The 19,461-nt window shown below is 46.4% G+C and carries 19 protein-coding genes; 10 read left to right on the top strand and 9 right to left on the bottom strand.

The features are described 5' to 3' along the window. Positions 1-309 precede the first annotated feature (309 nt). The gene (locus ACE1CM_RS18070) at positions 310-468 is read right to left on the bottom strand and encodes a hypothetical protein (RefSeq protein ID WP_374878998.1); all 159 of its coding nucleotides are present in this window, start codon (positions 466-468) and stop codon (positions 310-312) included. A 56-nt stretch (positions 469-524) separates the two neighbouring features. On the opposite strand from ACE1CM_RS18070, the gene ACE1CM_RS18065 reads away from it, so the two are divergent. The 6 genes from ACE1CM_RS18065 to ACE1CM_RS18040 all read left to right on the top strand — a co-directional run bounded on the left by ACE1CM_RS18065 (position 525) and on the right by ACE1CM_RS18040 (position 7,481). Continuing rightward, on the top strand, positions 525-1,097 hold the full coding sequence (locus ACE1CM_RS18065; protein ID WP_374878997.1) for a pyridoxamine 5'-phosphate oxidase family protein: 573 nt from the start codon (positions 525-527) through the stop codon (positions 1,095-1,097). Positions 1,098-1,157: 60 nt separating this feature from the next. Continuing rightward, a complete protein-coding gene (locus ACE1CM_RS18060) occupies positions 1,158-2,936 on the top strand; it encodes an N-acetylmuramoyl-L-alanine amidase (RefSeq protein WP_374879055.1) in 1,779 nt (592 codons plus the stop codon). A gap of 170 nt (positions 2,937-3,106) precedes the next feature. Further along, positions 3,107-3,754, top strand: coding sequence for a hypothetical protein (locus ACE1CM_RS18055; protein WP_374878995.1), 648 nt, complete (start codon positions 3,107-3,109; stop codon positions 3,752-3,754). A 21-nt stretch (positions 3,755-3,775) separates the two neighbouring features. Then, positions 3,776-4,318, top strand: coding sequence for an NUDIX hydrolase (locus ACE1CM_RS18050; protein WP_374878993.1), 543 nt, complete (start codon positions 3,776-3,778; stop codon positions 4,316-4,318). Between the two features lie 30 nt (positions 4,319-4,348). After that, on the top strand, positions 4,349-6,301 hold the full coding sequence (locus ACE1CM_RS18045) for a PAS domain S-box protein (RefSeq protein WP_374878991.1): 1,953 nt from the start codon (positions 4,349-4,351) through the stop codon (positions 6,299-6,301). Between the two features lie 4 nt (positions 6,302-6,305). Further along, on the top strand, positions 6,306-7,481 hold the full coding sequence (locus ACE1CM_RS18040; protein ID WP_374878990.1) for an ATP-binding protein: 1,176 nt from the start codon (positions 6,306-6,308) through the stop codon (positions 7,479-7,481). Between the two features lie 6 nt (positions 7,482-7,487). Here the strand turns inward: ACE1CM_RS18040 and ACE1CM_RS18035 are convergent, their stop codons facing one another. Continuing rightward, positions 7,488-8,495, bottom strand: a complete 1,008-nt coding sequence (locus tag ACE1CM_RS18035) for a mechanosensitive ion channel family protein (protein WP_374878989.1) — start codon at positions 8,493-8,495, stop codon at positions 7,488-7,490. Between the two features lie 242 nt (positions 8,496-8,737). Here ACE1CM_RS18035 and ACE1CM_RS18030 point away from each other — a divergent pair, with 242 nt between their 5' ends. Both ACE1CM_RS18030 and ACE1CM_RS18025 read left to right on the top strand, forming a co-directional pair. Then, positions 8,738-8,998: a hypothetical protein gene (locus tag ACE1CM_RS18030; RefSeq protein WP_374878987.1), complete on the top strand. Its 261-nt coding sequence runs from the start codon at positions 8,738-8,740 to the stop codon at positions 8,996-8,998. Then, positions 8,970-9,260 (top strand): hypothetical protein, encoded by a 291-nt coding sequence (locus ACE1CM_RS18025; protein ID WP_374878986.1) that lies wholly within the window; start codon positions 8,970-8,972, stop codon positions 9,258-9,260. The genes ACE1CM_RS18030 and ACE1CM_RS18025 overlap by 29 nt, the downstream gene beginning before the upstream one ends. A 184-nt stretch (positions 9,261-9,444) precedes the next feature. On the opposite strand, the gene ACE1CM_RS18020 is transcribed toward ACE1CM_RS18025, so the two are convergent. The 6 genes from ACE1CM_RS18020 to aroC form a co-directional block, all read right to left on the bottom strand. Next, positions 9,445-11,559: a TIGR00300 family protein gene (locus ACE1CM_RS18020; protein WP_374878984.1), complete on the bottom strand. Its 2,115-nt coding sequence runs from the start codon at positions 11,557-11,559 to the stop codon at positions 9,445-9,447. A 192-nt stretch (positions 11,560-11,751) separates the two neighbouring features. Beyond that, positions 11,752-13,845, bottom strand: a complete 2,094-nt coding sequence (locus tag ACE1CM_RS18015; protein WP_374878982.1) for a substrate-binding domain-containing protein — start codon at positions 13,843-13,845, stop codon at positions 11,752-11,754. A 324-nt stretch (positions 13,846-14,169) separates the two neighbouring features. Beyond that, positions 14,170-14,838: an arylesterase gene (locus tag ACE1CM_RS18010; RefSeq protein ID WP_374878980.1), complete on the bottom strand. Its 669-nt coding sequence runs from the start codon at positions 14,836-14,838 to the stop codon at positions 14,170-14,172. Next, a complete protein-coding gene (locus ACE1CM_RS18005) occupies positions 14,835-16,169 on the bottom strand; it encodes a cytochrome P450 (RefSeq protein WP_374878978.1) in 1,335 nt (444 codons plus the stop codon). The genes ACE1CM_RS18010 and ACE1CM_RS18005 overlap by 4 nt, the downstream gene beginning before the upstream one ends. Before the next feature lie 30 nt (positions 16,170-16,199). After that, positions 16,200-17,066 carry an MBL fold metallo-hydrolase gene (locus tag ACE1CM_RS18000; RefSeq protein ID WP_374878976.1) on the bottom strand — a complete coding sequence of 289 codons (867 nt, stop codon included), beginning with the start codon at positions 17,064-17,066 and terminating at the stop codon, positions 16,200-16,202. A gap of 7 nt (positions 17,067-17,073) precedes the next feature. Then, positions 17,074-18,168 (bottom strand): chorismate synthase, encoded by a 1,095-nt coding sequence (aroC, locus tag ACE1CM_RS17995; RefSeq protein WP_374878975.1) that lies wholly within the window; start codon positions 18,166-18,168, stop codon positions 17,074-17,076. 301 nt (positions 18,169-18,469) lie between these two features. Between aroC and ACE1CM_RS17990 the strand changes: the two genes are divergently transcribed. Beyond that, positions 18,470-18,673, top strand: coding sequence for a hypothetical protein (locus ACE1CM_RS17990; protein WP_374878973.1), 204 nt, complete (start codon positions 18,470-18,472; stop codon positions 18,671-18,673). 152 nt (positions 18,674-18,825) lie between these two features. Continuing rightward, positions 18,826-18,924 (top strand): type II toxin-antitoxin system RelE/ParE family toxin, encoded by a 99-nt coding sequence (locus tag ACE1CM_RS17985; protein ID WP_374879054.1) that lies wholly within the window; start codon positions 18,826-18,828, stop codon positions 18,922-18,924. Between the two features lie 290 nt (positions 18,925-19,214). Here the strand turns inward: ACE1CM_RS17985 and ACE1CM_RS17980 are convergent. Further along, positions 19,215-19,461: Uma2 family endonuclease (locus ACE1CM_RS17980; protein ID WP_374878971.1), on the bottom strand; the 247-nt coding region annotated here is incomplete at its 5' end.

Raw genomic sequence — 19,461 nt, 5'->3', positions numbered from 1 at the left:
TCTAGCCCCAGCCTCTATAAGTAAAGACTTAGAGCGAGTGAAGCAATCAGCATACTCAAAAGTAGCCTCAATCGTGGCAACACCGGAGAGAGTAGTCGCAATTGGCACCGCGTATCGCACAACACGCGAGATTCGAGTAACTACGGTCTTGGGAGTTGTGGTTCTCGCAATGTCCAACGGTGGATATCTCCTTTTTAAAGAATCCTCTCGCCTTCAGGCAGAGGAGTGTCAAAGAATGCTTAAAAGTAGACTCAATTCCTATGCCACCCCGTTCATTCTGCCACATTGTTGACCGTTGGGCAGCGTGTACTAATACCCCACGCCAGCACTGCCTGTATCACCTGCCTTCGCACCCCGCCAACCAAAACTAATCCATGTTACCCAATTTTGAATTTTATAGGACTGACGACAGAAACCGGGTTCCCTAGAAACCCGGTTTCTAGGAACTTTGAGACGTGAAAATTTCACAAATTACCCGTTTTGCTTTTTGTCTCGTTTCTAGTGTAGTTTACGAGGTTTTTACAATGGCTAAGTTTTACTCTAATTTGAATGAAGATTTGCAAAATTTTATTTCAGAGCAAAAATTATTTTTCACAGCCACTGCCCCCAAGTCGGGACGGATTAATTTATCCCCTAAAGGCATAGATACGTTTCGCTGCATTGATAATAGAACGGTTGCCTATCTAGATTTAACTGGCAGTGGCAATGAAACCGCAGCACATTTAAATTCCCAGGCAGATCCTCCGAACAAGGGTAGAATGACGATTATGTTTTGCAGCTTTACAGAAAAGCCTTTAATTCTGCGCCTTTACGGACGGGGACGGGTAATTGCTCCCAGACATAAAGAATGGGATAATTACTATGAATTATTTGCACCAACACCGGGAGAACGTCAAATTATCGTAATGGATATTGATGGGATTCAAACTTCTTGCGGTTATGGCGTACCGCTGTACGAATTTAAAGCAGAAAGACCCAGCTTGATAGAATGGGCAAAAAAGAAAGGAGAAGGGGGAATTGCGGCATATTGGCGCGAGAAAAACCAAACAAGTATTGATGGATTTCCCACAAATATTTTTGAAGATGCTAATGGCTAATGGCTAATGGATAATAGGTTATGAGCAATTAGCAATGAGCAATTAGCAATGAGCAAAAAAATGCAAAAAATATTAGGATTAGTCACAATCGCAACTGTAATCGCTTCTCCAACCTTGGCAGCACAACCTCTTTACTTGGCGTATCCGCCGCATAATCACAGAACGACATCTGACCGGATTTTCTTTATTGGAACTGCCCCGCCTTCGGGAAGAGTTCGGGTAAATGGCAAGACAATTCAACGGAGTCCGGCGGGTCATTTTGCTCCCAGCTTTCCCCTGAGAATCGGAGATAATGTCTTTACGTTTCGCTACCGAAACCAACAACGACGAATTAAAGTAACCCGGTTATCGACACAACCAAATTCTCCGGTAGGGTTGGCATTTGGAAAAGATTCTTTAACCCCAAGGGTGGATATTGCCAGAATGCCGGGAGAAGCGATTTGTTTTAGCGCGATCGCTCCCGCCAATGCCACGGTAAATGTAAAATTGGGCAATCAAACAATTCCTTTAACTGCTCAACCTGCCAAGGTTATTCTGCCTGCCAATTCTGCCGCCTTAGTTGGACAAAATCTGCCCAATTCAGTCACGACTCAAAACCTCCGGCGCAGCAGTAACTATCGAGGATGTGCGACGGCGGAGTCCCCCGCCGAATTGGGACGTCCCCAGTTTGAACTAACCATAAACGGCAAAACAATTAGCGAAATCGGGCAAGGTAATATCAAAATTCTCTCGCCGACTCAACTAGAAATTGCCGAGGTGATTGTGGATGGGGGAATTGCCAGAACGGGACCCGGTACTGATTATTCTCGCCTAACTCCGCTACCAAAAGGAACCCAAGCATCGATTACTGGGAGAGAAGGCGAGTGGGTGCGACTCGACTACGGCGGATGGATAAATAAAGAAGAAGTGCGGATTTCTCAAACTTCGGTCCCGCCGCGTTCTATTATTCGCAGCATCACAACTCGTCGCGTTGCTGGGGCGACAGAAGTGGTGTTTCCGCTGCAAGTTCCCGTACCCGTCAGCGTACAACAGGGCGATCGCATTCTCACCCTGACTCTCCACAACACTACCGCCCAAACCGATATTATTCGCCAAGATGACGATCCGATTATTTCTCGCCTCGATTGGCAACAAATTGCACCCGATCGAGTGCAATATACTTTTAACCTGAAATCCCAGCAGCAGTGGGGTTATAAACTGCGATACGATGGCACGAGTTTAGTATTAACGCTGCGCTATCCTCCCCCAGGGGCAGGCAAGATGCCTACCCCACAAGAAAAACCCCTCTCAGGAATTAAAATATTACTAGATCCGGGACATGGGGGGAGGGAATCTGGGGCAGCGGGACCTACGGGTTATTTGGAAAAAGATGTTAACCTGACCGTAGCGAAACTGATTCGCGACGAATTGGTAGCGCGGGGTGCGACCGTAATCATGACGCGGGAAGACGATCGAACTTTGTCTTTACCAGAACGGGTGGCGATAATTGATAGAGTGGAACCGGCGATCGCTCTCTCGATTCACTATAATTCCTTACCCGACAACGGCAACGCTTTTAATACTAAAGGCATCGGCATGTTTTGGTATCATCCCCAAGCTCATAGTTTATCGATGTTTTTGCACGATCGTTTGGTGGGAAAACTCAATCGTCCTTCCTACGGTGTGTTTTGGAATAACCTCGCCCTCGCGCGTCCCGCATCCGCCCCATCTGTATTATTGGAGTTGGGATTTATGAGCAATCCTTTTGAGTTTGAATGGTTGATGAATCCTGCAGAACAAAGGAGATTGGCAGGCGCGATCGCTGATGGTATCGCCGAATGGTTTGCTATTACTAATTAACTCAAGTTGCTAGTTATCTCATACATAACAGCTAATGGCTAATGGTTAATGGCTAGATTGGTAAAAATACAAGAGCAATTAGCAATTAGCAATTAACGGCGAAGTTTATAACTAGCAAATTGCGTTAATTAGCCAATTACCAATGACCAATTACCAATGACCAATTACCCATGAATTATGAAACGGAAATCGAACGCGCTGTCACTCCCCAAGAACGAACAGGTATCAGCTTGTTGAAAACTTTTGAACCTGATATTTGGGTAGTTGTTGATGGCGGACATCCCGCACCCCTAGATGCAGTTGGTTCGGGCGCTGGTGTCGTTATTTTGCAACGTTCGTTATTTGATATAGAATCAGATAAAAACAATTTCAGTCTCGACTGGCAACAATATAGCTATGCTTTGGAAACCAGCGAAAACTCGACGAATGCCGAAATTTTGGCAGCGATTAAAGGGTTGTCAGCAGTGGCAAATAAAATTGGGCAAAAATCCATTTGTTTGCTCAGCGATAATACTGCGGTTAATACGCTTCAAATTAAACTTTTGGTGATTGAATTGGGGCTGAAAAATGCTCAACGATATATTAAAGAATTACAGTCACCGCCGTTAAAAGAATTAGCGGATTTATTTTTGCGTTCGCAGCCCTGTAAAATTATATCTTTACAAGAGTTACAACCAGAAGGGTTTAATATAGTTTTAATGGCTGCCCATCAGGCGGCACACGAACTGGCAACTAAAGCTGGTCTAACTCTACGACAAGGTTTACAATCAGTTGTTAGTGAGGACAACAGTCTTCAGCAACTCGAAAATCAGGACTGAAGTCCTTACTACAAACGACTTATGATTGAAAAGTGGAAAATTCTCAATTCAAAATTTGTTTTTGACAATCACTGGTTCAAAATAAGGCAAGATGAAGTAGAATTGCCAAATGGTAAAAGAATCGATGATTTCTTTGTCCTGGTGCGTCCGGATATAGTTTTAACATTGGCAATAACTGGCAAGCAAGAAATTGTTTTTGTGCGGCAATACAGACACGCAACAGGTGAAATATTATTAGAACTTCCCGCCGGAAGTTTTAATCCAAAATTAGAAAGCGCCGAAACCGCAGCGCGACGAGAACTCGAAGAAGAAACTGGTTATATTCCCCAAGAGATGATTCCTTTGGGGAAGCTTTATGATAATCCGATTAAAGATACTAATACGATTCATCTGTTTTTAGCGAGAGATGTTCGACCATCGGGATTTCAGCAGCTAGACGCTACAGAAGAGATTGAAGTGGTATTAGTGCCGGTTTCTCAAGTCATGGAAAAGATAGCTCAAGGAGAAATCCGAGTTGCTGGAACCTTGGCAGCCATTTTTTTAGGATTAAGTCAATTAAAATAGGAGGTAAATCGCCGCTTGACCTTGTAACCGATGATTGATATTGCGCCTTGTCACCTTTGCGGGTTAGTTCGCGGTTTATTCAAGACAATCGCCGAACGCCAAAAAGCTAAAGAGCAGCTAGAAATTAAACTAAGAGATAGCACGGCTGAATTAGCGGCGCTAAAAGAGCAATTACAGCAGGAAATTGCCGAACGTCGGCGAGTAGAGGCGGCGTTGCACGAAAGCGAGCAACTATTCCAACAACTGGCAGAAAATATCGATAGTATTTGCTGGACGATCGATGCTACAACAAGGCAGATTATCTATGTTTCTCCCCAGTGCGAAAAGATTTGGGGACTGTCTCGCGCTGATTTATGCACTGCGCCTGAATATTTTTTAGATGCTATTATCCATCCAGAAGACCGCGATCGCATCATCGCCGCTTTGAAAGCTAAAGACCCGGGTAAGTATGAGCAAGAATATCGTATCCTGCGCCCGGACGGCGAGATGCGTTGGATCAGATCCCGTTGCTTTCCCATCCGCGATCGCGCAGGACTTGTTTACCGCATTGCTGGGATTGATGAAGATATCAGCGATCGCAAACAGACAGAAGCTGCGTTGCGAGAAAGTGAAAAACGCCTGCAAGCAATAATTTGCACCCTCTGCGATAGCGAAGCGCGACTGCAAACAATTGTGGCTAATTTATTAGACGGTTTGTTAATTGTAGACCGCCTGGGTCGGGTGCTGTTTGCTAACCCGGCGGCGGGAAAAATTTTCGGTTGCGAACCCGAAGATTTAATCGGCGTTGAGTTAGGATGGCCCGCTATAAAGAACGATATCATCGAATTAACCATTCTGCGCCCAAATAAAGAAGTCGGCATTGGAGAAATGCACGTTGCTCCAACCGAATGGGAAGGAAAATCCGTCTGCATCATCTCATTGCGGGATATCACCGAGCGCAAACGAGCAGAAAACGCTTTATGCGAAAGCGAAGCAAAATTTCGCCAGATGGCAGAAAATATTGCTAATGTGTTTTGGTTGGCATCTCCAGAGGGTAACCAGTTGCTCTACGTCAGTCCAGCTTTTGAGAAAATTTGGGGACGCCCGATCGCAGCAGCGAATGGCAAACCGCAATTTTGGATAGAAACAGTGTATCCGGAAGACCGAGAAGCTGTGCTTGGTGCGATCGCCAAACAACTCCAAGGAGAGTCTACCAGCAATGAATATCGCATCGTCCGACCCGATGGTTCGATTCGCTGGATATGGGCGAGGGGTTTTCCCATAAAAGATGAGTTTGGTAAACTTTACCGCATCGCCGGAATTGCGGAAGATGTGAGCGAGCGCAAAATTGCCGAAGTGCAAATTCAAGCTTCTCTCCACCAAAAAGAAGTATTGCTCAAAGAAATTCACCATCGCGTCAAAAACAACATGCAGGTAATTTCTAGCTTGCTCGAACTCCAAGCTCAATACCTTGACGATCCCCAGACTATCGCCCTGTTTCGAGAAAGTCAAAGCCGCATTCGTTCGATGGCGCTAATTCACGAACAATTATATCAGTCACTACATCTAGACAAAATCGACTTTGCTAAATACATCAAAGACCTGGCAACTAATTTGTTTCAATTTTTCGGCAACCACTCTAATGCCATTGAACTAAAACTTAACGTGGCTGAATCTTCGCTTAATATAGAAACAGCCATTCCCTGTGGTTTAATTGTGAATGAACTGGTTTCTAACTCGCTGAAATATGCTTTTATTCAAGGAATGCCTGGGGAAATAAGTATTGAATTGTTCCGCGATGAATTGATGAAATTTCATCTAATTGTTAGCGATAATGGAGTTGGCTTACCTAAGAATTTTAATATAGAAACCGCAGCAACATTAGGACTGAGATTAGTCCGGATGCTGAACCGTCAGCTTAAGGGTGTTCTGGAAATTGACACCGATGGGGGAACGCGATTTAAGCTGGGGTTTTACGAATTAAATTACCGCCGGAGAGTTTAAGGCAATGGCTCAAAAAAAGATCTTAGTGGTAGAAGATGAAGCGATTGTAGCAGAGGCGATAGCCGAGAGCTTGAGAAAGCAGGGTTACGAGGTTGTGGCGATTGTGACGAACGGGGAAGAAGCGATTCAAAAAGTAGCCCAAAACCAGCCGGATTTGGTGCTGATGGATATTGTATTGGAAGGGGATATGGACGGGATAGCAGCTGCGGAAAAAATTCGCACTCGTTGCCATATTCCAACGGTATTTTTGACTGCTTATGCCGATGAAGAAACCCTGAAGCGAGCCAAACTAACAGACCCTTTCGGGTATATTATCAAACCTTTCCAACAAAAAGATTTATACGTGACGCTCGAAATTGCGCTGCACCGACACGAATTGGAAACGAAACTGCGTCAAGCTTTGGAAACAGCCGAACAAAAAGCCGATCGCCAAACCAAATATGTTTCGCTCGCAGCGCACGAGTTACGCAACCCCTTGAGCGCGATTGTAGGTTCGGCGAAATTACTCGGATTGAGCAGCAAATTGGACGAACAAACCCAAGTTAAATGCTTGGATTTAATGAAATCTGCCAGCCAAAGTATGAACCAGTTGATTGAAGATATGCTGGTCATCGGTAGAGCAGAATCCGAGCAATTAAAGTTTAATCCTGCCCCGCTTAATTTAAAAGAATTCTGCCGCCATCTGGTGGAACAAATGCAGCTAGGAGTAGAAGAAAAGCACCGCATAACCTTCGTCTGCACCTCAAGAAAAAGCGTTGCAGTTTTGGATCAACGGTTATTGCACCACATCCTTTCTAATTTGCTTTCCAATGGGATGAAATATTCCCCCAAGGGCGGCGAAGTGCATTTACAACTAGAGTACCTGGAGAATTGGGAGCAGCGTAGCACAGGCGTCTCGCCTGTGGGATCTCTGGAGAATTCCCAATTCCCAATTCCCGATTACCCAATGGTAATTTTCCGCGTTCGAGATGCGGGTATCGGCATTCCAAAACAAGACCAAGAAAAACTGTTTGAAGCGTTTTACCGATGCAGTAATGTAGGGGAAATTAAAGGGAGTGGTTTGGGACTGGCAATTGTCAAAAAAGCAGTAGAGTTACATCGGGGAGCGATCGAATTTGAAAGCGAAGTGGGTGCAGGGACGACCTTTACCGTCATCTTGCCTTCACCCACCGACAAGTAAGCTTTATTACCGAGGCAGCATTAAGTACTGAGCTGGAACAAGGTAACCAGCTTCGCCAAAAGTATCGCAGATCATTTTATTGGTAGCAAAATAAACCTGCCAGTAATTGTCGTTATGGCAATAGGGGCGGACGGCAAGGACGAGACCACCTACACTAAACTCAAGAATTTCCACATCCGGTGCCGGATCGGCGAGGACGTTGGGGATATCCCTCAGTCGCTCTTTTAACAGGGCGATCGCTTGTTTGCAATCGACACTGCTGTCAAGTTGAGCGACTAAGTCAACGCGACGGTAAGGATTGGTCGAGAAGTTTTGAATATTGTCGTCGAAGATTTTGTTGTTACCAACAATCGTCATCACGTTATCTGCTGTATTGATCTTGGTTGTAAACAATCCAACTTCCTTAACCGTACCCGTGACGCCCCCCGCGCAAATAAAATCCCCGACTTTGAAAGGGCGAAAAATAATTAAAAATGCACCCGCTGCAAAGTTAGCCAGCAGTCCGCCCCACGCTGCACCAATCGCCACCCCCGCCGCCGCCAGCAAAGCAGCAAACGAAGTTGTCTCGATGCCAAAGAAGCCTAGCATCGCCACAATCAGAATGATTCTCAGCGTCACTCCGATAATCGAGAGCAGATAATTAATCAGCGTTGGGTCAATTGGCTGGGTTCTCAGACCTCGCTTGATTAGACTGAGGCTAAGTGCGATTAACTTTTGACCGACAAACCACAGAGCGATCGCACCCAGCAGCTTGAGTCCAAATTGGGTTAACAGATCGAGTGCAGTTTGTCCGATCTGACTCAACCCAGAGACTGTTTGCGCCGCCTGGGTTTGCACCGCTTGAATCGGAACCTGAACTGGAGGCGGAAGCGGAGTAGCAGCGGGAGTCAACGTCTCTATCGGAGTCGGAGTAGCAGCAGGAGTCAACGTCTCTATCGGAGTCGGAGTAGCAGTGGGACTCACCGTCGCCGCCGGATCGGGAGAGAGAGCTTGGGCAATCAGATTGAGAATCATAATAAATTTTGGCTCTTGCAGGCTTTTCTTCCATATCTGAATAGAGAAAATGATAGCGTTTTGATCCAAGTTTGCCAGAGACGGCGAAACTTCTGTGTCTGAGCTTACTGTTTTGGGCGCAGGAGCATAATTTTTTTTGCTAAGTATGTGAGTATAACTAAATTGAACAAGAGGCGGGCGGGACGCCCACCCCACAAGAGTCTGAAATTCTTGTGGGGTGGGCATTGGAGCGGGCCCCACACTTGCATAACTATTTTCACTTTATTTACTTGTACCTACTTAACGGCAACCAAGCAAACGGCGACGCACCCCAACCAGAACCGATAGACACGCTAGAAAGTTTTGTTGAAGCGCTGGATATATCAGTTGATATTCTGGAAAACAGAATCAACACCATAGAAGACGAAGTTGGGAGACACAGCGAAAAACTAACCGAGCTAGAACAAAAATTTACTGATATTTATGGAGACGAAGATGACTGGAAAAAGATGTCTCACACCTGAGCGCATCGCGCAGCGCATAGCCAAAAACAAGCTGATGGAGGAAAGAGCAGCAGCAGTCAAGGAACGCTGGGAGAAGTTGAACGCAGAAAGCGCCAATAGTCGCAATCGCAAATCACCGCTATTGGAGTTCGTTGACGATTTGGTGCATCGTCCGCCCAATGTGGAACAGATGCGCCAGATCAAACAACTGCTACTAGAAGAACAAAAAGCGATCGCTCAACTAATTACCCTAATCGACAAATATCTAGCAAATAAAGACTGATTTGCAACCTGTCTTAACAGGTTTTGTCGGGTCACGGCGTAGATAAATTTTGATTTCTATCGCAAGATTATCTCTTGTTCCCGAAAGCCGGAAATTTATTTGGTCGAACACACCGGAAGGGGCACGGCGTAGATAACTTTTGATTTCTCTCCCAAAATTATCTCTTGCCGTGCCCCGAAAGCCTTTAAATCGTCTGTGTCAAATGATACGGACTGGTCAATTTATCCAACTGCTTCACCAACAAACTGAGGAACAAACCCACATCGGTAACGACACCAACCGATTCAATTGAACCGCGATCGCTCAATTTCGTCACCACCGCCGGGTTAATATCCACGCACACCATCTTGACGCCAGCGGGAGTCATATTCCCCACGCCAATGGAATGTAACATCGAAGACAGCATCAGAATCATTTCTGCCCCTTCCAGGAGTTTTGCATATCCTTGCTGTGCTTTAATTAAATCCATTTCCGTATCCGGCAGGGGGCCATCGTCGCGAATCGAACCAGCGAGGCAGAAGGGCACGTTGTTGCGGACGCACTCGTACATGACGCCGCTGCTGATGATGCCTTGCTCTACGGCGTTCGCAATGCTACCGTAGCGGCGAATTAAATTAATTACCTTCAAGTGGTGGCGGTGTCCGCCTCGGACGGCGACGCCGCGTTTCATATCCACGCCCAAGGAAGTTCCCATCATCGCTTGTTCGATATCGTGGACGGCGATCGCATTGCCACCCAACAATGCTTGCACGTAACCTTCGCGAATCAAACGGGATAAATGTTCTGCACCGCCGGTATGAATTACTACAGGGCCAGCCGTGACAACGACTTTACCACCGCGATCGCGTATTTGGCGCAATTCCCATGCAATTTGTTCCACGACTAATTCTACGCGGCGTTCGCTGGAAACACCAGAACCCATAAAGGTGAATTCCTGGGTATTGCGTTGTTCCCGCGATTCGGTTTTGCGGACGGTGCGAATCCCTTCTACTCCGACGATGACATGGTCGCCGATTTCTAGATCTCGCAGCAACTTGCATTTAGCAACCGGGCCATCTGGAGTGAAGTTTACAGCGATCGCGCCATCCATGCGCTGAGAATGCACTTTCACCCACTGGCAATGCACCCGCACTTCCGTGGGATAAATCGTCGTTACGTAGAAGTCATCCGGTGCTACACCCGCTTGGGTTACAGGTTCGAGATTAACATCGCAAATTTCTTGCGGCGGCGGTACCGCACCCAAGTCGATCAACTGGGTGACGATCTCTTCCATGATGTCGTGAGACGGTGCAGAAACCTTCACATCTGCCGCCGAAGTACTTTGCCGCTGTTCCCCCAGATTAAAATTGAGTACCTGGAAGCTACCGCCATTGTCCACAATTAAGTCTAGGGCGCGGTTGATTAAACCCGAATCCAGCAGGTGTCCTTCCAACCGAATTGTGCGACTTTCTACCGACACGTTGGCGTGGACTTCGACTCGCACGGGTTCGGTAACGCGCAGGGTCAAGCACTTAGCCGCACCTCCTGCTTTGAGGAATTCCGTCAGCGCTGTTTCAATTACCTCAAACCCAGCATCAGCCAAACCCTGCTTCAGACTGTCACTCGCCTTGTTCATCACCACAATGCTGTCCACGTTGACCGCATTGCAAGCGAAATTGACCGCATCTGCTTCTGAAATCGCAATGCGTTTTTCAGCGGGAACTCGCATTTCAATCAGGCGATTTGAATAAGAATCAAATGCGGGTGGATAGTAGAGTAAATAGCCGCCAGCAAGGGGACAGAAGCAGGTATCTAAGTGATAGAACCGTTCGTCAATTAAGCGCAGCGATAGCACTTCGATATCCAACCACTTTGCCAGATAAGGATGCGAGTCGAGTTCCGACCTAAAGCCGTATCCCGCCCACAACCAGCGCCCTTCTCGGTCGAGTAAAGCGTCTCCCGCGCCTTCAAATGGCAAGTCTTTCGGCAGTTCGTAAACTGTATAGCCTTGCGACTCGAACCACTCTTTAAAATAAGGTTCTTCTCCCTGACGTTCTTTGTGGTAAAAACGACTGAGAACGACATTCTTTCCCAACACCAAACCCGCGTTGGCGGTAAATACCATATCGGGCCAACCCTGTTGGGGTTTGACTAAATCGACTATCGCATGGTTTTTGAGAACGTGGTGTAGCTTTTGCCACTGTTCTACCGCGCGTTCGCGCGATGATTTGTGTATATTCCCCTCCATCCAAGGATTAATCACGTAATCCACGTCGTAGTGGTCGGGGGCGCACATCAAGAAGCGAATCTGATTGGTCATAATGAATTTTTACAGGTAGATTACACGGCTCTACAGACTTTAAATATAAGCCACTCCAAAAGTTCACCGCCGCGATCGTTTCAATCGGAGCGGGTGCGGGTCGCTATCAAAGCCAGCTTTATATTTTATCAGACCTGTACCTATAGTTGTATCAGGCTTTACCGTTTCTCGTCGGCCTTGCGTTATATCAAACTATTTTTGTGGCTCAATAAAGCGCATTGGCATAAAGCCAGCATCCTGAATCAGCTGTTGCCCCTCCTCGGTCAGGAGTAGCGAAGCGTAAGCTTCACCAGCTTTAGTTTCAATTGAACCATCTTGCCTGACTACAACATAAATCTGTCGTACCAGTGGATATTGATTCGTTCTAATTGCTTCCCGATTAATTTGATTGCGTTGCTTAGGACATACTGCCGCTGGGATAAGTTCGCCCTCGTAGGCAGCCACAAATTCGCTGTTTCTATCTTTAGCAATTTTCAGCGTTTTGAGGCTACACTGACCAATTAAAGTTTTGGCAGACGCGATATAAATTCCACCTTTTTCAATTTCATTATCAGGATTTCCAACTTTGCTAATTGCCTCACTTGGAGTCCTGGCAAAAGTAATATTATTACCAAAATATTCTCCGCTTAAAAAATAACCCTTGACGATTGTCGGGCCGCCGCTCCCTTGGGTTGCGTATGGTTTAATTGTTAAGTCTGGGCCACCTATTTCGCGCCAGTTTCTATACTTGCCCTTGTAAATTCCCACCAATTGTTCAACAGTTAACCCTTTTATATTGAAGCTGGGATGAACAGCGGCAACTATAGCATCGTAAGCCACAGGAATTTGCTTGAGGGTAAATCCCCTTTGATTCGCCAAGACAACTGCCTCGTTAGTTACAGGAGTAGACGACTGAGCGAAAGCTAAACGGCCTTCAATTAACATCTTGATGCCGTTGCCAGAACTAGGTGGTTGAAGCGGATCTTGCTTGTAAGTAATTTGAAACTTAGGTAGTTCTGCTTTAATTTTTTGCTCGGCAGTTTCTCGAATTGCTGCCCAACTGGTACTACCTCCATACTGCCAGATACCGAAGGGAATTTTGTCGCAATCTGCAAATTCAGTAAAGGTTTTTTGTTCCTGGGCACACTTCAATAAAATCGAATTAGGTACAATAAACGCAATGCTGGCGACAGCCAAACCCGCCAATAATCCCGCGCCAATTTTGACAGGTAAGTGTTGAGGCTGAGGCCAGGTGAGCGTCCCTGCTGCGGGATTTTGGCAGATTACGGGTAGCCAAGAAGCACAGGGAGATTCTGTTTCCATACCCTGCAACTTTTCCCTGGCTATCCTAACAGCTTGGTGGAGGGATTTTCCTTGAGAAAAAGTGGTGAGGAAATATCGCAGAAACTCCTGGGCTACATTATCGGGTACGGCTTCCCGCATTGCGATCGCACTCGGTATTCCCAGATCTGCAATCTTTGCTAGCAATCCCAATCCATCACAAGAGTTGAAGATTGCCAGCTTCAAACCGTTTTTCACTGCCTCCTTGAGCGCATACCGCAACTCGTCCAGCGATAAGCTCTCCCTGTCGTTAATCTGAATTGCTCCTTGCAGCGTATTATCAGCATTTGCCCAGCTGGAACTGTGACCAGCAAAAAACAAAATATCCCAGGGTTTGTTCCACAGATGTTCGTTAAGTTCTTTTCTTTGAGGCAACTCCAGCAGAGTGACGCTTGCTCCCCGTAGCTGACTCAGCGCCTTTTTGTCTTCCTCAATATCAATCCCCTCTGCATTGCCCAAAATTGCCAGGATTTTTACCGGGTTGCTAAGTGGCCTCGACGGTGCTGGGGCATACTTGCTACCCAAAACAATTTCAGCCCTGGGAAGGCTTTCTAGTAAATCCCACAAGTGCCAAGGGAGCTTTTGCAATTGTACGTTCTGGGTCTGAAGCACAATCCGCGCTTCATCAGTTTCCTTGTTCACTTCCGTTAGCACCGCAGCCCGCAACTTTTGCATGGAAGACTGGTCGAACCATTCTTGCAGACACTTCTCTAACGCCGACGCCGCATTTTTGCACTCTTCTTCACGGGAGTAATTGTTCGTTTGACTTGGGTCAACAGTAATCTGCCTGTCGCCTTTATATTTCGACTGCCATTCATAATACAGGTCAGGAATCTTTGCGTCTGGGGGGACACGACCGCGAACCTCCACGACTGGGGGCTTTCCCTCTTCCCCAATCTGAAGAGTCACGGGAAAGCCCTGTTCAAAACTGCCCTCACCAATCTTAAAAACAACCAGCTTTTGCATATTGGACTCAGCAATCGGTGGCTAGGAGCGAAGCATCAGGTTAAGCAATTGTTAACTGTATAAACCGTCGCTTTGATGCAACGCCAGTGAATTTATTATTGCTTAATGTTTTTCCAGCAATTTTTATAAATAAATTATCAACGAATTTATCAAACAACGAAGTGTTCCGCTATACATGCGTCCAGTCTTGCCTTGACAATAGACTTCTGGCAAAAGTGATTCGGACTGGCTTTCCTGCCCATCCCACAAGCGGTTTTTTTTCTTGTGGGGTAGGCGTCCCGCCTGCCCACGGCTTAGCGCTGACTTTGGCGTTGCGCGTCCAGGCTAATTTTTGTATTTCAACAAACCAGGAGGCCAAGTTGCTTTTGCTAATAAAGGTTGTAATTCTTTATAAATTCTATCTGCCAAAAGTTGTTGACCTGCTGCATTGGGATGAATTACATCATCTTGTCGATAGCGGGTATCGTCTAAAATGCCTTTGAATATTTCCGGAATCAGATAAGATTTGGTATCTTTGGCAAGACGCTGATAAAGTTCGTAGTAATTACCTCTAAAAGGGCCGCCGTTGATTCCCAAAAGCACGACAATCGCTTTTTTGTCTTGAATTGAAGTAATAATTTGTCGCAAGTTTTGTTCTGTTTCGGCAATGGGAATTCTTCGCAGAAAATCGTTCGCACCTAATTCAACAATAACTAACCAAGGTTCTTGGGCCAGTACATCTTTTTGCAAGCGAGCGAGTCCCATTGCTGTTGTATCGCCGCTGACGCCTTTATTTAAAATTGGCACGCCCAATTGACGACTGAGAACGCTGGGAAAAGCTTCTGTCTGTGCTAATCCATAACCTTCGGCAATGCTATCGCCCAAGACGATAAATTGCTTGCCCGCACCAGCTTTGAGGTTTGCGATTCCATCCAGGTGACTGCTGCAACTGGTGAAAACAACCAGCGAACAGAAGATTAACGAAAAGAACCAAATCCAGCGACGGTTTTTCATAGGGGAAGCGATCGCCGAAAATTCACCTGTAACCCATCCTTGGGATGCGGTGTCGGTACTCGAATCAATTCCAAACTTTGGTTGGGCAACAATTCCCAGGTATAATCCCTAACTAAGTGCGCGGCGAATACCTTCATCACCAACTGAGCGAAAGCTTTACCCAAACACTCGCGCATTCCGCCGCCAAAGGGCAGATAGCCAAAAGGCTTTTGTTTATCTTCAGCTCTTTCTGGCGAAAACCGCTCCGGATCGAATTGCTCTGGCTGAGAATAGATAGAACTATCTTCATGAGTATGGGCAATTTGATACAGCGCCACCCAACCTTCAGGAATGGAATAACCGTTAAATTCACAAGTTTTGACTACCTTACGAAAGCCGCCGCCTACGGGAGGAACCAGTCGCAGCACTTCTTTCAACACCATTTCCAGATAAGTCATCTGTCTGAGATTTTCCGCTGTCAAGCAGCCATCGGGAGCAACTTGCAAAACTTCTGCCCTTGCTAGTGCCAAAACTTCCGGATGCTGTGCGAGGCACAAACACAGCGTACCCAAAGCAGAGGTAACTGTTTCATGTCCGGCAAATAATAGCAGCAACACTTGGTCTTTTAATTCAGCCAAACTCAAGCCGTTACCTTCATCGTCGCCAGCTTGCAATAATAGTCCCAGGGCGTCTTGTCCTGGGTTTTGTTCGGCTTGGCGGCGCAGTACAATTTTTTCTATATGGTCTAGAATTTCTTTTCGGCAATATAGCGCCCGACCAAACTTAGTCCAAGGTAAGGGAATGGGAATTGTAAACAGACCATCGCACCAATCTTTAAACAACTGGCTGATGTTAGTTTCAAAACTGGAATCTTCACCCACTAACAAACTGCTGGCAACATCAAAAGTATAATCTCGCAGTTGGGGATACCAGGTTAACTTGCCGAGTTTTTCCCACTTCTGCAAATATTCCAGCGTAATGCGTTCCATTGAAGGCAAATAACCCGCCAGTGCCTTGGGTTGAAAAGCGTAGGATAGTAGCTTGCGTCGAGATTGGTGTTGGCTGCCTTCCTGCACGGATAACGACAGCGGTCCTAGCAAAATTTTAGTGCTTTGGGGCCAAGCGATCGCAAAATACTTATCATTGGTAAGAATAAATCGATTTGCCTCCGCGCCGACCAATACGATCGTTGGACGCCCAAAAATCGAGGTTTTAAATAGGGAGCCGTATTTCTTTACCCGCTTTTCAATAAAATCAGCATCGCGCAAAAACCCGATCGTTTCGCCAATAATTGGAAGACCAAATTTGCCAGGGGGTAAAGGCAGCGATGGTTTTGTCTGGGTTATATTCATGACCTCTAATTAAGTAGTTTGGTGTTGAATCTAAGCATCGTGCTGCATTACATCCACAATCAATCCTTCCCGCGCCATCAATCCATTGGGAAACATTGCTTTGAGTTCTTCTGCTACTTTATCGAGAAAATTATCATCGTGAGTCGGTTCGTGGTGAAATACCACATATCGCTTTACACCCGCTGCCATTGCGATTTTTGCCCCTGTCTGCCAAGTTGAATGTCCCCAACCCATTTTTGGAATTTTAGGGTGGTAATATTCCTCGTCGGTGTACATGGCATCGTAGATGAAAACATCCGCGTTCTGAGCTAGGTGCAACACGTTTTCATCCATGCGATCGCTTGGATGTTCCGTATCCGTGCAGTAAAATACCGAATGTCCCTGCCACGTCACCCGATATCCCAACGCCCCGTTGGGGTGATTCAGCGGCCCTGTTTCCAGAGTAATATCGTTGAGTTTCACCACATCCCCCGCTTGGATTTCGTAAAACTTCAAGTCTGCTTCCAGCTTTCCATCTAGCGGCACTGGGGAGTTTGGGTGCAGTACCCGTTCCATGAAATGCTGTTTCATCGATACCTGACAATCGGGTACTCTTCCATAGATGTGGAAGCAATTCCCCCGGACAAAAGCTGGAGTAAAAAAAGGCACTCCTTGAATGTGATCCCAATGGTAGTGGGTAAAAAACATGTAAGCTTCCAGGGGCATCTGCTTGAGCAAACTTCTCCCCAGTACGTGTAAACCGCTACCCCCATCAAATATCAGGCGTTTTCCAGCTACCCGCATTTCTATACAGGAAGTATTGCCACCGTAGCGTGCGGTTTCATTGCCAGGGGTGGGTATACTACCTCGCACACCCCAAAACTGGATGGCAAATTCGGAAGAAGGGTTAGTTATCATTTCTAACTTAGAACTTTAAAGTGCCACATTGACCCTGATGCCGCAACAGATGATCGCATAGCACTAAAGCAACCATTGCCTCTACCATAGGCACTGCTCTGGGCAATACACAAGGATCGTGGCGTCCTTTAGCTGCGAGTGTTGTTGCTTCACCCTCACGAGTGACTGTTTGCTGCTCTTTGCGAATCGTAGCAGTTGGTTTAAATGCCACACGTATAATAATGTTCTCGCCGTTGGTAATGCCACCCTGAATTCCGCCCGATCTGTTGCTTATCGTGCGGATATTACTGTACTCATCGGTATAAAATTCATCATTATGTTCGCTGCCAGTCAGTAGCGTACCGGCAAAACCGGAGCCGATTTCAAACCCCTTACTTGCCGGTAAAGACATTACACCCTTCGCCAAGTCTGCTTCTAGTTTATCGAAGACAGGGGAACCCAAACCTTTGGGTACATTTCTTGCTACGCATTCCACAACACCGCCTATAGAGTCACCTTGTCGCCGCACCTGGTCTATTAGTTCTATCATCCTTTCCGCAGATTCTGAATCCGGACAGCGGACAATATTGCTTTCGACTTGTTCTAAGGTAACGGTGTTGGGATCGACAATACCTTCTAAATCTTTGATGCGTTTAACGTAGCCGACAATTTCTACATTGGCGAATTGAGAGAGAATTTTTTTAGCGATCGCACCCGCTGCGACTCTGCCAATTGTCTCCCGTGCCGAGGAGCGTCCGCCACCTTGCCAATTGCGGATGCCATATTTTGCGTCGTAGGTAGCATCGGCGTGGGAGGGGCGATATTTTTGCGCCATTTCGTCGTAATCTTGGGGGCGGGTGTCAGAGTTGCGCACTAAAATTGCGATTGGCGTCCCCAAGGTTTTACCTTCAAAAGTGCCGGAGAGGATTTCGCAAATATCGGCTTCTTTGCGCGGCGTGGTAATCTTGCTTTGTCCGGGGCGGCGGCGGTCTAATTCTACCTGAATTTCCTCTGCTGAAATTTCCAATCTAGGTGGGCAACCATCAATTACGACTCCCACGCCGCCGCCGTGGGACTCGCCGAATGTGGTGACGCGAAATAGATGCCCAAAAGTGTTGCCCATAATACTGAAAAGAAAGGCTTGAGTTTAAATTTTAACAGGGATCGCTCTTGACCAGGAGGTTTGGTTAAAAGAACCTGGGTTTGCTGGCGCACGCCTGGAAACGGGCAGAGTCGGTTTTACAGGGCTTACCTCTTTTGTGTCACTCTAGGAGAAAGATAATCAACTTAGGACTGACGAACCAGCTAAGAAAGGTATCCTCAAAGAAATTTACGGTAGTTAACCTATAAAATCCCATTAAGATCCTTGGTCAAAACCAATTGGCGAGCGCATATATTAAAGATAGCTAGCAATGAGCAATTTTATGATGCGGTACAAAGAACGCTATCTAGTAGATGAAAACGGAAATCGCATTGGGGTATTTCTGGATATCGCAGATTACCAAAAACTTCTAGAAGAATTAGAAGAGTTGGAAGCTATTTGTGCCTATGATGCTGCCAAGGAATCTGATGACGAAGTAATTCCCTTTGAAGTGGCGATCGCTGAAATTGAGCGGGAGCGGGAATGAGTTACACTATCTTTATCCTGCGACGCGCTCAGAAAGAGTTGGCGAAATTACCCCTTGAGGCTTTTGAACCAGTGCGGGATGCAATTGGGGCTTTAGCTGAAGACGCTAGACCTCTAGGGTGCATCAAGTTGAGAAATCGTGAAGGGTGACGCATCCGTATCGGCGATTACAGGGTAATTTACGAAATTGATGATACCCAACAGATTGTAACTGTTCTTCACGTTGGTAATCGGCGCGATGTTTACCGCTAAATTTTGAGTGAGGATGCTTCTGGTAGCGCGAGAAATTCTTCTAGAGTGAGTTGGTTTTTTGCTTGGAGCATCGCTGACGCAAGCCACAGAAACCGGGTTTTTTGAATAATACATTCGCGAAAATCCGACACCCTTAAGGGTGTCGCTATACAGACAAAGCCCGCCTGCGCGGGCTGTAAAAATTTTAGCCCGCGAAGGCGGGCTTTGTTTGTGTAGCCCCATGCTTTAGCGTGGGGGTGGGGGCGTTGCAGAAAATTGGCGAAGGTATTGTTTGGAAAAACCCAATTTCTTCAACCTGTTATCCTTGCCAATTGAAAAACTTGCTGTGCCGTAATTTCCAACCCCTCAAACAGAGAATCAATTAACGGTGTATCTCCCATATAAGTCGGCGGCGGTGCATCTGGATAAAAAACTGTAATGCTTCTCGCTTGACTATCTACCACCCAAACTCGCAACACTCCCGCATTCAAATAATCTCTCGCCTTAGCAGCTAATTCCCCAAAAGTTTGTCCCGGTGAAATAATTTCGATAACTAAT

Origin of the sequence: Microseira sp. BLCC-F43 (assembly GCF_041929235.1) — a bacterium.
In the GTDB taxonomy this organism is placed as follows: Bacteria; Cyanobacteriota; Cyanobacteriia; order Cyanobacteriales; family Aerosakkonemataceae; genus Microseira.
The sequence above is the reverse complement of the archived record's forward strand: the minus strand, read 5'-3'. Positions and strand labels throughout refer to the sequence as shown.

Coding starts and splice junctions, on each gene's coding strand:
- ACE1CM_RS18065 (WP_374878997.1), top strand. CDS start 525: ATGGCTAAGTTTTACTCTAATTTGAATGAAGATTTGCAAAATTTTATT.
- ACE1CM_RS18060 (WP_374879055.1), top strand. CDS start 1,158: ATGCAAAAAATATTAGGATTAGTCACAATCGCAACTGTAATCGCTTCT.
- ACE1CM_RS18055 (WP_374878995.1), top strand. CDS start 3,107: ATGAATTATGAAACGGAAATCGAACGCGCTGTCACTCCCCAAGAACGA.
- ACE1CM_RS18050 (WP_374878993.1), top strand. CDS start 3,776: ATGATTGAAAAGTGGAAAATTCTCAATTCAAAATTTGTTTTTGACAAT.
- ACE1CM_RS18045 (WP_374878991.1), top strand. CDS start 4,349: ATGATTGATATTGCGCCTTGTCACCTTTGCGGGTTAGTTCGCGGTTTA.
- ACE1CM_RS18040 (WP_374878990.1), top strand. CDS start 6,306: ATGGCTCAAAAAAAGATCTTAGTGGTAGAAGATGAAGCGATTGTAGCA.
- ACE1CM_RS18035 (WP_374878989.1), bottom strand. CDS start 8,495: ATGATTCTCAATCTGATTGCCCAAGCTCTCTCTCCCGATCCGGCGGCG.
- ACE1CM_RS18025 (WP_374878986.1), top strand. CDS start 8,970: ATGACTGGAAAAAGATGTCTCACACCTGAGCGCATCGCGCAGCGCATA.
- ACE1CM_RS18020 (WP_374878984.1), bottom strand. CDS start 11,559: ATGACCAATCAGATTCGCTTCTTGATGTGCGCCCCCGACCACTACGAC.
- ACE1CM_RS18015 (WP_374878982.1), bottom strand. CDS start 13,845: ATGCAAAAGCTGGTTGTTTTTAAGATTGGTGAGGGCAGTTTTGAACAG.
- ACE1CM_RS18010 (WP_374878980.1), bottom strand. CDS start 14,838: ATGAAAAACCGTCGCTGGATTTGGTTCTTTTCGTTAATCTTCTGTTCG.
- ACE1CM_RS18005 (WP_374878978.1), bottom strand. CDS start 16,169: ATGAATATAACCCAGACAAAACCATCGCTGCCTTTACCCCCTGGCAAA.
- ACE1CM_RS18000 (WP_374878976.1), bottom strand. CDS start 17,066: ATGATAACTAACCCTTCTTCCGAATTTGCCATCCAGTTTTGGGGTGTG.
- aroC (WP_374878975.1), bottom strand. CDS start 18,168: ATGGGCAACACTTTTGGGCATCTATTTCGCGTCACCACATTCGGCGAG.
- ACE1CM_RS17990 (WP_374878973.1), top strand. CDS start 18,470: ATGATGCGGTACAAAGAACGCTATCTAGTAGATGAAAACGGAAATCGC.